Source organism: Nocardiopsis sp. LDBS1602 (genome assembly GCF_035818715.1).
Classification (GTDB): Bacteria; Actinomycetota; Actinomycetes; order Streptosporangiales; family Streptosporangiaceae; genus Nocardiopsis; species Nocardiopsis alba.
In genome coordinates this window covers 1,461,917-1,474,196 of record NZ_JAYLVW010000001.1, presented here as the reverse complement: position 1 = coordinate 1,474,196, position 12,280 = coordinate 1,461,917, and the positions used below count along the sequence as shown (strand labels likewise).

Annotated in this window: 9 protein-coding genes; all 9 read left to right on the top strand. The window is 70.4% G+C overall.

The annotated features are described in order from the left end of the window. Positions 1 to 357 precede the first annotated feature (357 nt). The 9 genes from U9J66_RS06730 to pgeF all read left to right on the top strand — a co-directional run bounded on the left by U9J66_RS06730 (position 358) and on the right by pgeF (position 12,214). On the top strand, positions 358 to 1,806 hold the full coding sequence (locus U9J66_RS06730) for a UDP-N-acetylmuramoyl-tripeptide--D-alanyl-D-alanine ligase (RefSeq protein ID WP_014910238.1): 1,449 nt from the start codon (positions 358 to 360) through the stop codon (positions 1,804 to 1,806). Beyond that, complete coding sequence (gene mraY / locus U9J66_RS06725; RefSeq protein ID WP_014911182.1) at positions 1,803 to 2,858, top strand: phospho-N-acetylmuramoyl-pentapeptide-transferase; 1,056 nt, start codon at positions 1,803 to 1,805, stop codon at positions 2,856 to 2,858. The genes U9J66_RS06730 and mraY overlap by 4 nt, the downstream gene beginning before the upstream one ends. A gap of 4 nt (positions 2,859 to 2,862) precedes the next feature. Then, complete coding sequence (gene murD / locus U9J66_RS06720; protein WP_014909759.1) at positions 2,863 to 4,332, top strand: UDP-N-acetylmuramoyl-L-alanine--D-glutamate ligase; 1,470 nt, start codon at positions 2,863 to 2,865, stop codon at positions 4,330 to 4,332. A gap of 187 nt (positions 4,333 to 4,519) precedes the next feature. Beyond that, positions 4,520 to 5,950 carry a putative lipid II flippase FtsW gene (ftsW, locus tag U9J66_RS06715; protein ID WP_014910843.1) on the top strand — a complete coding sequence of 477 codons (1,431 nt, stop codon included), beginning with the start codon at positions 4,520 to 4,522 and terminating at the stop codon, positions 5,948 to 5,950. Beyond that, positions 5,947 to 7,107 (top strand): undecaprenyldiphospho-muramoylpentapeptide beta-N-acetylglucosaminyltransferase, encoded by a 1,161-nt coding sequence (gene murG / locus U9J66_RS06710; RefSeq protein WP_014909897.1) that lies wholly within the window; start codon positions 5,947 to 5,949, stop codon positions 7,105 to 7,107. The genes ftsW and murG overlap by 4 nt, the downstream gene beginning before the upstream one ends. Continuing rightward, positions 7,104 to 8,555 carry a UDP-N-acetylmuramate--L-alanine ligase gene (murC, locus tag U9J66_RS06705; protein ID WP_014911048.1) on the top strand — a complete coding sequence of 484 codons (1,452 nt, stop codon included), beginning with the start codon at positions 7,104 to 7,106 and terminating at the stop codon, positions 8,553 to 8,555. Before murG ends, murC begins: the two co-directional genes overlap by 4 nt. Before the next feature lie 31 nt (positions 8,556 to 8,586). Beyond that, positions 8,587 to 9,321 (top strand): cell division protein FtsQ/DivIB, encoded by a 735-nt coding sequence (locus U9J66_RS06700; protein WP_014912783.1) that lies wholly within the window; start codon positions 8,587 to 8,589, stop codon positions 9,319 to 9,321. A gap of 501 nt (positions 9,322 to 9,822) precedes the next feature. Continuing rightward, positions 9,823 to 11,352 carry a cell division protein FtsZ gene (ftsZ, locus tag U9J66_RS06695; protein WP_014909981.1) on the top strand — a complete coding sequence of 510 codons (1,530 nt, stop codon included), beginning with the start codon at positions 9,823 to 9,825 and terminating at the stop codon, positions 11,350 to 11,352. 121 nt (positions 11,353 to 11,473) lie between these two features. Next, complete coding sequence (gene pgeF, locus U9J66_RS06690) at positions 11,474 to 12,214, top strand: peptidoglycan editing factor PgeF (protein ID WP_326337309.1); 741 nt, start codon at positions 11,474 to 11,476, stop codon at positions 12,212 to 12,214. The last annotated feature ends 66 nt before the right edge of the window (positions 12,215 to 12,280 follow it).

The window sequence follows — 12,280 nt, the reverse complement described above, 5'->3', positions numbered from 1 at the left end:
TCGATGCCTTCCCTTCGCCGGGACGCGGTCGATGATCGCGTCCCGGCGGCGCCACGCCGTGCGACGTGCGCGGATCGAGAGCCGAACGTCCGCTCCCGATCACGAAGTGGAGCATATTGCTCCGCGCAGGGCCCCGCCGGGACTCCGAACGCCCCAACATGTTCTAAGGTAGGTCCGGCAATCGCAGCCCGAAGCGCCGCCCACGTGGCGCCCACGGCCCGGCACCGGCCGGTTCGCCGTGGCCCGGCGCGGCCCCGCGCGCACGGTATCCGCGGTGCCATCCCCTGACTCGAACCCGAGGCCGGGTGGCCGATGCCCCTGGGGCGCCGTGGGCCGGGCCTGACATGAGGAGTGGATTTGATCGCGCTCACGCTCGATCGGATCGCTGAGATCACCCAAACCGCCATCGGCGGATCAGCGCGCCCCGAAGCCGTCGTCGACGGCCCCGTCGTCATCGATTCGCGGCAGGTGGAGCCCGGAGCGCTCTTCGTCGCTCTGAAGGGCGAGAGGGTCGACGGACACGACTTCGCCGCCGCCGCCGTGGCGGACGGAGCGGTCGCGGTCCTGGCCTCACGGCCGGTCGACGCCCCTCACCTGCTGGTGGACGGTGGAGACGACGAGGTGGTGACGGCCCTGAGCCGTCTGGCCTCGTACGTGGCCCGTGAACTCGGGGATCCGAAGCGCGAAGCGGCCACGACCGAGATCGTGGGGGTCACCGGCTCCTCCGGCAAGACCACCACCAAGGACCTCATCGCCCAGGTGGTGGGTCGCCTGGGCCCGACCGTGGCCCCGGCGGGATCCTTCAACAACGAGATCGGCCACCCGCTCACCGTGCTGCGCGCCGACACCGGGACCGGCAACCTGGTCCTGGAGGTCGCCGCCCGTGGCATCGGCCACATCGCCCACCTGTGCCGGATCGCTCCGCCCCGGATCGGCGTGGTCCTCAACGTGGGCAGCGCGCACATGGGCGAGTTCGGCGACCGCGACGCCATCTCCCAGGCCAAGGGGGAGCTCGTCGAGTCCCTCCCGGCCGGTACCGAACGGCGCGGCGAGGGCGGCGTGGCCGTCCTCAACGCCGACGACCCGCGCGTGCGGGCCATGGCCTCGCGCACTCGGGCGCGTGTGGTGCTCTACGGCACCGCCGAGGAGGCCGAGGTGCGCGCCACCGACGTGGTCATCGAGGCGAACGGTGCCCCGTCCTTCACCCTGAACCTGAGCGGCCGTCGGGCCCGGGTCGAGCTGGGGCTGGTCGGCGCCCACCAGGTGAGCAACGCCCTGGCCGCGGCCGCCGTCGCCGACGAGCTCGGTATGGACATCGAGGACATCGCCGTCGCCCTGGCCGCGGCCACCCCGGTCAGCCGTTGGCGGATGGAGGTCACCGAACATCACGGTGTCACCCTCGTCAACGACGCCTACAACGCCAACCCCGAGTCGATGCGGGCGGCGCTGACCACCCTGGGCTCCTTGGCCCGGGACCGCCGCGCCATCGCCGTGCTCGCCCACATGGCCGAGCTCGGTGAGGACGGGGACGCCGAACACGAGAAGGTGGGTGAACTGGCCGCCGAGACCGGTGTGGCCCACCTGGTCGTGGTCGGCCCGGCGGCCGAGGGCATCGCCGTCGGCGCCGAACGCGCCGCCCACCAGGGGCGGTGGAGCGGTGAGAGCATCCGAGTGCCCGACGCCGAGGCGGCAGCCGAAGCGGTGCGCCAACGGATGCGCACAGGAGACGTCGTCATTGTGAAGGGATCGCGCGTGGCTGCGCTCGAAAGGGTTATCGACCTCATCACCAAGGGTGATGACCAGTGATCGGCATCACCGTTGCGGCGGCGCTCTCTCTGATCGTCTCCATGCTGCTGATGCCGCCGCTCATCAAGCTCCTGTACCGGTTCAAGTTCGGCCAGGAGGTCCGGGACGACGGGCCCGAGGGCCACAAGACCAAGCAGGGCACGCCCACCATGGGCGGCATCGTCATCATCCTCGGTGCCGTCATCGGCTACTTCGGATCGCACCTGGCCCTGTGGACCACCCCCACGGTCTCCGGCCTGCTGGTGATGTTCCTGTTCGTCGGTATGGGCGCCGTCGGCTTCCTCGACGACTTCATCAAGATCTACAAGCGCCGCAGCCTGGGTCTGCGCAGTGGCGCGAAGATGGTCGGCCAGGCCATCGTCGGTGTCGGCTTCGCCTACGGGGTCACCCAGTTCCCCAACGGGTACGGCTACACCCCCGCCGCGCCCCAGCTGTCCTTCCTCCGGGACTTCGGGCCGCCGCTGATGATCGGCGTCTTCGTGATCTGGGCGCTCTTCCTCATCGTCGGCTTCTCCAACGCGGTCAACCTCACCGACGGTCTGGACGGTCTGGCCACCGGTGCGACGATCCTGTCGCTGTGCGCCTACGTCATCATCGGTAACTGGCAGCTCCGTCAGTCCTGCGTGGAGGCCCTCACCTCCAGCTGCTACACGGTCCGCGACCCCCTGGACCTGGCCGTGGTGGCCTCCGCCGTGCTCGGCTCCTGCATCGGTTTCCTGTGGTTCAACGCCCCGCCGGCCAAGATCTTCATGGGCGACACCGGTTCGCTGGCCCTGGGCGGTCTGATCGTGGGTCTGGCCATCACCACCCGCACCCAGCTCCTGCTGCTGCTCATCGGTGGCCTGTTCGTCATCATCACCATGTCGGTGATGATCCAGATCACGTCGTTCCGCCTCACCGGGAAACGTGTGTTCCGCATGGCGCCCCTTCAGCATCACTTCGAGCTCAAGGGATGGGCGGAGACCACCATCGTGATCCGGTTCTGGATCATCCAGGGCCTGTTCGTGGCGGTGGCGATCGGACTCTTCTACCTGGAATGGATGCCAAGCTAGAGGCATGCCGCACCAAGGACCTTCCGACACCACCCCGTCCCCGGCCTCCGTCGGGGACGAGAATCCCTTCGCGGACGCGTTGGTCTGCGTCGCCGGTCTGGGCGTCTCCGGACCCCCCGTCGCCAGGGCACTCCTGGCCCGGGGGGCCCGGGTGGTCGTCGTCGACGGCCGGGACGACGAGACCACCCGTCGCGTCGCCGCCGAGCTGACCGAGGCCGGAGCCCGGGTCGTCCTGGGCGAGACCCCGCTGCCCGAGGGCTGCGACCTGGTCGTCATCTCCCCCGGATGGCGCCCCGACTCCCCGCTGGCGGAACGGGCCGCCGAGGCCGGTGTCGAGGTCATCGGCGACGTGGAGCTGGCCTGGCGTCTCAAGCCCGCCGACCAGGTGTGGCTGGCCATCACCGGCACCAACGGCAAGACCACCACGGTGCGCATGCTGGAGTCGATCCTGCGCGCCGACGGCCGTGACGCGCTCGCCGTGGGCAACGTCGGCACCCCGATCGTGGACGCCGTCCTGCCCGACGCCGAAGGGCACGTGCACGACATCCTCGCGGTGGAGCTGTCCAGCTTCCAACTGCACTGGTCCGAGTCCCTGCGCCCGCACGCCGCCACCGTCCTCAACGTGGCCCCCGACCACCTGGACTGGCACGGAGGGCTCGAACCCTACGCGCGGGCCAAGGGCAGGGTGTTCGCGCGAGGGACCCTGCGCGTGGTCAACACGGCCGACGCGTGGTCGGTCCGGCTGGCCGAGGAGGAGGGCGACCCGCACACCCCGCTGGTGGGGATCCGCTCCGACACGCCCCGCGCCGGTGAACTCGGCGTGGTCGAGGACCTGTTGGTGGACCGGGCCTTCGTGGACGAGCCGCACAGCAGCGCCGAGGAACTGGCCACCCTGGCCGACGTGCGTCCGGCGGCCCCGCACAACGTCTCCAACGCCCTGGCCGCCGCGGCGCTGGCCCGTTCGGTCGGCGTGGCGGCGGACTCGGTCCGTGCCGGGCTGGTCGCCTTCGTCCCCGAGCCCCACCGGATCGCCCACGTGGCCCGGGTCGCGGGCGTGGACTACGTCGACGACTCCAAGGCCACCAATCCGCACGCCGCCGCGGCCTCGCTCAATTCCTACCCCTCCGTGGTGTGGGTGGCGGGTGGACTGCTCAAGGGCGCCGAGGTCGACGACCTGGTCTCCTCGGCGGCCCACCGGCTGCGCGGCGCGGTGCTGATCGGCGCCGACCGGGCCCGTATCCGCGAGGCGCTCGACGAGTACGCGCCCGAGGTGACGGTGGTCGAGGTCGAGGGGCCGGCCGCCGACGCCCCGGAGGGGCACACCGTCATGGACGTCGTGGTCGCCGAGGCCACCGCCCTGGCGGGCGAGGGGGACACCGTCCTGCTCGCCCCCGCCGCGGCCTCCATGGACATGTTCACGAACTACCCCGAACGAGGCCGTCTCTTCGCCGAGGCCGTCCACCGTCTGGGCTGAGGTCTCCGAACCCCACGAGATCCACTGCGCAGGGTCGCTCGCCGATCACCCAGAGTCGGCGTGCGGCCCTCGTGTGTCCGGCGACACCCCCGAAGGTCGCCAAAGATGGCCAACACGCGGGAAATGTCCACGGTTCCCGACCCGCCGGTACGCCACTATTGAGGCGCCGATCGTGCGGAGGGTGTGGATGGCGGCGACGACAGCGGTTCCCAGTACGGCCCGAAGCCGGGGGCGTACGGCCTCCGGTGGAAGGGAACGCGCGCTCTGGCGCGAGTGGGCTCGGTCCCTGGACCGACCACTCACCTCCTACTACCTGATCCTCGGCACCGGGATGATGCTCATCGCCCTGGGCCTGGTCATGGTCCTGTCCTCGACGATGGTCAACTCCATCTCCGAGACCGGGTCCGCCTTCTCGGTGTTCCAACGCCAGTTGGTGTCGGCGACGATCGGCCTGCCGCTCATGATCATCGCCTCCCAACTCCCGTTGTGGGTGTTCCGGCTCGTGGGCTACCCGGCGATGATCCTCTCGGTGGCGTTGCTGTTGCTCACCGCCTTCCAGGGCACCGAGGTCAACGGCGCGATCCGCTGGCTGGAGATCGGCGGCCTGCTCATCCAGCCCTCCGAGCCCGCCAAGCTCGCCTTCGTCCTGTGGGGTTCCAACATCCTGGCCCGCAAGGAGGAGCTCAAGGAGCTCACCGAGTGGCGCCACCTGCTCATCCCGCTGCTGCCGGGCTGCGGTCTGCTCACCCTGCTGGTCCTGCTCGGGTCCGACCTGTCCACCACCCTGGTGCTGCTGGTCGTCTTCCTCAGCCTCCTGTGGGTCGTGGGCGCCCCGGGCAAGCTGTTCGTGGGCATGTTCGGCCTGGTCCTGGGGCTGGCCGCCATCGTCATCGCGATCGAGCCCTTCCGGCTCCGCCGTATCACCGCCTTCCTCGACCCCGGGGCCGACCCGACCGGCTCGGGGTTCCAATCCCTGCACGGTCTCTACGCCCTGGGCACCGGCGGGATCTTCGGGGTCGGGATCGGCGCCAGTCGTGAGAAGTGGGGTTTCCTTCCCTACGCCGAGTCCGACTTCATCTTCGCCATCATCGGCGAGGAGTTCGGCCTCATCGGCACCCTGGTCGTGCTCGGCCTGTTCGGCATGCTCGGCTACGCCGGACTGCGGGTGGCCTTCCGGGTCAAGGACCCGTTCTCGCGCCTGGCCGCCTTCGCCATCGTGACCTGGATCATCGGCCAGTCGATGATCAACATCGCGGCCGTCATCGGGCTGGTCCCGGTCACGGGCATTCCACTGCCGCTGGTCTCCTATGGTGGGTCCTCGCTCATCCCCACCATGATCGGTCTCGGTGTGCTCCTCGCCATCGCCCGGAACGAGCCTCAAGCGCAGAAGGCGCTGGCCGCCCGGGGTCCCAGTTGGGTCCAAAGGGCTCTAAGCTGGCTTGGCCTGGAGAAGTTCGCCGCATCCGTCCAGAATCGTGGCGGAGGCGCGCCTTCCAGGCGCACCACCGCGCCGAGCGTCCCCCGCACGGCGCGCGAACGCGGCACCAAGACGACGGCCAAGCACAAGAGCGGACCGGTCCCGGTGGGGGACCGGCCAAGGAGGAATCGACGACGATGAGGGTAGCCCTCGCCGGAGGCGGCACGGCCGGGCACATCGAGCCCGCACTCTCACTTGCGGACGCGCTACGGCGCATCGACCCCGATACCGAGATCCTCTGCCTGGGAACCGAGCGGGGGCTGGAGACCCGGCTGGTCCCCATGCGCGGCTACGAGCTGAGCCTGATCCCCGCGGTCCCCCTTCCGCGCAGGCTCACCCCACAACTGCTCTCCGTACCGGGGAAGCTGGCGGGCGCCCTCAGCGCCGCCGGCGAGCAGCTCGACAAGCTTCAGGCCGACGTCCTGGTGGGGTTCGGCGGCTACGTCGCCACCCCCGGATACCTCGCGGCGCGTCGGCGCAAACTCCCGATCGTCGTGCACGAGGCCAACCCGCTGCCGGGGCTGGCCAACCGGCTCGGCGCGCGACTCACCCCCCACGTGTTCACCGGGCACCCCCACACCCAGATCCGGAACGGGCGCTTCATCGGCATCCCGCTGCGCGGTCAGATCACCTCGCTGGACCGGCTCGCCATGGGCGACAAGGCCCGCACCTACTTCGGACTGCGCCAGGACCTGCCGACCCTGCTGATCTTCGGCGGCTCCCAGGGCGCTCAGCGCGTCAACGAGGCGGCCTTCGCCGCCCGTAACGCCTTCCGCGACGCGGGGGTGCAGGTCCTGCACGTCGTCGGCCCCAAGAACGCCGACGAGCCCCAGGACCTCACGCAGGACGGCGTCCCCTACGTCGCCGTCCCCTACGTGGACCGTATGGACATGGCCTACGCCGCCGCCGACATGGCGATGTGCCGGTCCGGCGCGATGACCTGCGCCGAGCTCACCGCGGTCGGGCTGCCCGGCGCCTTCGTACCGCTGGCCATCGGCAACGGCGAGCAGACCATGAACGCCGAGCCGATCGTCAAGGCCGGCGGCGGGGTGATGGTCGACAACGCCGAGCTCTCCCCCGAGTGGATCGCCCAGAGGCTGATCCCGCTGCTCACCGACACCGACCGGATCGTGTCGATGTCCGAGGCGGCCTCCCGCATGGGGCGCCGCGACGCGGACATGGAGCTGGCCCGGGAGGTCATGGCGATCGCCCGAGGGGACAAGCCCACCCCCGACATGCCGTTGCCCGACGACGACGGCTACGAGGACTACTACGACGACGGCAAGGACGCACGATGAGCCTGGTCCGACCGACCGAACCCGTCCCCGTCGACAAGCTGGGACGCACCCACTTCATCGGCCTGGGCGGGGCCGGCATGTCCGGTATCGCCCGTGTGCTGTTGCAGTCCGGTGTGGAGGTCTCCGGCAGCGACGCCCGGGACAGCGACACCCTGCGCGACCTGGAGCGGATGGGCGCGCGGGTCCACGTGGGCCACGCGGCCGAGAACCTCGACACCGCCGAGACCCTGGTGATCTCCTCCGCGATCCGCGAGGACAACCCGGAGCTGGCCGAGGCGCGTCGGCGGGGTCTGCGGATCCTGCCCCGCGCCGCGGCACTGGGCGCCCTCCTGTTGGGCCGTGAGGGCATCGCGGTCTCCGGAACCCACGGCAAGACCACCACGACCTCCATGATCACCGTGGTCCTCCAGCACCTGGGCGTCGACCCCGGTTACGTGATCGGCGGGAAGCTGGTCACCACCGGGCTGGGCGCCGACGCCGGTGTCGGGGAGGTCATCGCGGTGGAGGCCGACGAGAGCGACGGCTCCTTCCTGATGCTCTCGCCCAAGATCGCCGTGGTGACCAACGTCGAGGCCGACCACCTGGACAACTACAGCGGCATCGACGAGATCCACGAGAACTTCGCGGACTTCGTCGACCGGGTCGAGCGCACGCTGATCGTCGGTATCGACGACCCCGGCGCCCGCCGGGTCGCCGAAATCGCCCGGGAACGCGGCAAGAAGGTGCTCACCTACGGTGAGGCCGAGGACGCCGACCACCGGATCACCCGAGTGCGCGCACGCGGCTTCTCGACGGAGTTCACCCTTCAGACCGCCGACGGGGAGCCGATCGACGGTACCGTCGCCGTTCCGGGGCGGCACAACGTCCTCAACGCCGCCGCCGCGGTCGTGGTCGCCGACGAGCTCGGTCACGACCTGGAGGTCGCGGTGGAGGGTGTGGCCGACTTCGCCGGGGCGGCCCGCCGCTTCGAGCTCAAGGGCGAGGGCGGCGGTGTGGGCGTCTACGACAGCTACGCCCACCACCCCACCGAGATCGAGGCCGACCTGCGCGCCACCCGCGCCGCCCTGGAGTCGTTCTCCCAGGACGACGAGGACGTTCCCCTCGGCCGGGTCGTCGCCCTCTTCCAGCCGCACCTGTACAGCCGCACCCGTATCTTCGCCGAGGAGTTCGCGAACGCCCTCTCCCTGGCCGACGAGGTCGTGGTGATGGAGGTCTACGCGGCGCGCGAGGATCCCGAACCCGGGGTGACCGGCGAGACCATCACCTCCCGCGTGGGCCACGACCGTGTGCGGTACGTGCCCGGCCGCGAGGAGGCCGTACGACGGGTGGCCGAGCTCGCCCGACCGGGCGACATCGTCCTGACCATGGGCGCGGGCGACGTCACCGAACTCGGTCCGCACATCGTGGCCGCCTTGGCGGCCGCGGCGGGCGACACGCGTAACGACTAGAAGAAGACGACGGCGCGGACAGCCAGGGGGCATGAACGTGGGCGCTGACCGGGGTGGGAGCGAACGGGCGACGACGGCGCGCGGGGGCTCGGACCCCTGGAAGGTCACCTTCGCGGTGCTCCTCGTGGTCGCGTTGGTCTGTGCCGTGGTCTGGGTGCTCCTGGGCTCACGTCTGCTCGTGGTCCGGGACGTGGCCGTCACCGGGACCGAACGGGTCACGGCCCAGGAGGTCGAGACCGCGGTGGCCGTGGACACCGGAACCCCGTTGATCCGGGTGGACCTCGACGGCGGCCGTGAGCGGGTCGAGGGCCTGGACCTGGTCGAGTCGGCCACCGTGACCCGTGGCTGGCCCGCCACCCTGCGAGTGGAGGTCGTCGAACGACGGCCTCTGCTCGCGGTCCGGGTGGGGGAGGAGTACCGGTCGGTCGACCGGGACGGTGTGCGCATCGAGGACTCCCCGACCCGTCCGGGCAACCGACCGCTGGTCCGTGTCTCCGGAGAGCTGGAGGACAACGCCGCGGTCCGGGCCGCCGCCGACATCGTCGAGGAGGCCCCCGACTCCCTGCTCGCCCGGATCCAGCTCATCGACGCCCGCGACACCGACGAGATCATGATCGAGCTCGGTGACGGTTCCGTCGTGGAGTGGGGGGACTCCGAGGCCACGGCGGACAAGAGCGACATCCTGCGTGTCCTCATGCGCGAGCACCCTTCACAGGAAGGGCGTGTCTACGACGTCGGAACCCCGGACCTGGCCATCGTTCGGTGAAGCGTCGACCAAGGGCCGGTCTTGAGCCGGAATGGACGTGGTGAGGGGTCGTGAGCGGGTTCCGGAGGGCCACTGCCCGAGGAAACGGCGGACCGCGAGGACATTCCAGACGCGACGCGCCGAGTGCGCACTTCGCTTCCTTGCGTTATACGCGGTTAGGCTGAAGTCATCATCGGTTGCCCGCACCCGACGGTCCGCTTACTGTCGGGAAGCACAACCACCGTCAACAACACACTAAAACACGCTTTTCGGGATACGCAGGAACCGTTTCGCCGCCGCTTCTGGAAGCGAACCGTCTCTCGGCCCCAAGGCCGCGGTGACGGAGGGGGAACGGTACCGGTGACCCGGGGTCCTCGCCGGAGACCGCCTCGGCGGTGAAGGTGGAAGAACCCGAAACGCACACTCTGTAGAACCGGATGCCGGTCCGCCGGCGTGTTCCTCGACCCCTGGTCGACGGACGCGAAGACGGAACGGCTCATGCGAGCGGAAAGGCCCCTCGTCGTGGCAGCACCGCAGAACTACCTCGCGGTCATCAAAGTCGTCGGTATCGGCGGCGGCGGTGTCAACGCCGTCAACCGAATGATCGAAGAGGGGCTCAAGGGCGTCGAGTTCATCGCGATCAATACCGACGCCCAAGCGCTGCTGATGAGCGACGCGGACGTCAAGCTCGACGTCGGCCGCGAGCTCACCCGTGGCCTGGGCGCCGGCGCGAACCCCGATGTCGGCCGCAAGGCGGCCGAGGATCACCGTGAGGAGATCGAGGAGGTCCTCAAGGGGGCCGACATGGTCTTCGTCACGGCGGGTGAGGGTGGTGGCACCGGTACCGGTGGCGCCCCCGTCGTCGCGAACATCGCCCGTTCCCTGGGAGCCCTCACCATCGGTGTGGTCACCCGCCCCTTCGGTTTCGAGGGCAAGAGGCGGGCGACCCAGGCGGAGTCGGGGATAGCGATGCTCCGTGAGGAGGTCGACACCCTCATCGTCATCCCCAACGACCGCCTCCTGTCCATCTCCGACCGTCAGGTCAGTGTCCTGGACGCCTTCAAGGCGGCCGACCAGGTCCTGCTCTCCGGTGTTCAGGGGATCACCGACCTGATCACCACGCCGGGCCTGATCAACCTGGACTTCGCCGACGTCAAGTCGGTCATGTCCGGGGCGGGATCGGCGCTGATGGGAATCGGATCCGCGAGAGGGGACGACAGGGCCGTGGCGGCGGCCGAACTGGCGATCTCCTCACCTCTGCTGGAGGCCAGTATCGACGGGGCGCACGGAGTCCTGCTGTCGATACAGGGAGGCTCGGATCTCGGGCTGTTCGAGATCAACGAGGCGGCTCAGCTGGTCGCCAACTCCGCGGCCCCCGAGGCCAACATCATCTTCGGAGCCGTCATCGACGACGCCCTCGGCGACGAGGTGCGTGTCACGGTGATAGCCGCGGGGTTCGACGAACCCGAGGTCGGTGCCCCGGCGGCGCAGGAGCGCCGCCCGGTGGACCCTCCTGAGGCCGTCGCCCCCACGGCAGGCATCACGTCCGGTTCAGAGGAGGCGTCCGCCAAGACGGCTCCGTCGACCGCGGGCGCGAGCGGGGCGTCGGCCACCAGCATGCCGTGGGTGACCTCTTCCGGCCAGGCCCGTCCTGAGCCGGAGACGCCCCGGTCCACCATGCCTCCGGTCCATCCTCCGGTCAGCGCCGAGCCGGTGCGGCCCGAGCCTCAGCAGGCGCCGCCGGCGCGCCCCGAGCCGCAGCCCGCCCCGCAGACGCTGCGACCCGAGCCGGAGCCGTTCCAGGGCGAGACCCACCAGGTCCCCTCCTACGACGACTCCCAGAGCGAGCCCGTCCAGGCCTATCAGGAGCCGCGGACGAGCCAGGTCGAGGAGGGGCGGGCCACGGAGCCCGTCGCCGAATCCGAGACCGGAACCGGCCACATCCACTCCGTCTCGGACGCCTCCGAGCGGCGTGGCGAGGTTCCCACGCCCCGCCGTCGGGTCATCTTCGACGACCCCGACGACCTGGACGTGCCGGAGTTCCTGAAGTAGTCCCACCGGTACCATCGACGTGTCATAGCGGCCCCGCCCTCGTGGCGGGGCCGTCGCCGCCCCGGACCGTTCGTGAGGAGCGTCCTTCCGGGGACCGAGGAAAGGGACCGCGGACACACCGATGGGCAACGTCATCGATCTGGGGCACGGGGTCCGTGCCGCCGTCACCGAACGCGGTGGCGGCGTGAGCCGTCCCCCCTACGATTCGCTCAATCTGGGCCTGGGGGTGGGCGACGATCGCGAGGCGGTGATGGACAACCGCCGTCGTGCCGCGCGCGACCTGGGCTTCGACGTCGACCGTGTGGTGTGGATGAACCAGGTCCACAGCGCCGACGTGCTCGTGGCCACCGAACCCGGAGGGGTGGGCACCTGCGACGCCGTGGTCACCACCCGTCCCGACCTGGTCCTGGCCTCGATGGCGGCCGACTGCCTTCCGATCCTGGCCGCCGACGCCGAGGCGGGGATCCTGGGGGCCGCCCACTCGGGGCGCGCGGGCACCGCGAAGGGCATCGCGGCGAACCTGGTCGAGAGCATGGTCGCCCACGGGGCCGTCGTCCACCGGATCACCGTCTTCCTCGGCCCGACCATCTGCGGTCGGTGCTACGAGGTACCGCCCGAACTCCAGGCCGAGACCGCGGAGCTCACGCCCGAGGCGGCCTCCACCACCCATCGGGGGACCACCGGGGTGGACATGTCGGCCGCCGTCACCGCCCAACTGCGCCGGGCCGGGGTGGAGAACATCACCTCCGACGGCCGGTGCACCCTGGAGACCCCCGACCTCTTCTCCCACCGTCGCGGCGCGCCCACGGGACGCTTCGCCTCCTTCATCTGGCGCGCCCCGGCGACCGCGGACCGTTCGTAGGACGGGAGGGGCGGGGACCGTGTCCCCTCCTCCCGAGGATCACCACCACAGCAGGGAACAGAAGGA

Coding starts and splice junctions, on each gene's coding strand:
- murD (WP_014909759.1), top strand. CDS start 2,863: ATGCCGCACCAAGGACCTTCCGACACCACCCCGTCCCCGGCCTCCGTC.
- ftsW (WP_014910843.1), top strand. CDS start 4,520: ATGGCGGCGACGACAGCGGTTCCCAGTACGGCCCGAAGCCGGGGGCGT.
- murG (WP_014909897.1), top strand. CDS start 5,947: ATGAGGGTAGCCCTCGCCGGAGGCGGCACGGCCGGGCACATCGAGCCC.
- murC (WP_014911048.1), top strand. CDS start 7,104: ATGAGCCTGGTCCGACCGACCGAACCCGTCCCCGTCGACAAGCTGGGA.
- U9J66_RS06700 (WP_014912783.1), top strand. CDS start 8,587: ATGAACGTGGGCGCTGACCGGGGTGGGAGCGAACGGGCGACGACGGCG.
- pgeF (WP_326337309.1), top strand. CDS start 11,474: ATGGGCAACGTCATCGATCTGGGGCACGGGGTCCGTGCCGCCGTCACC.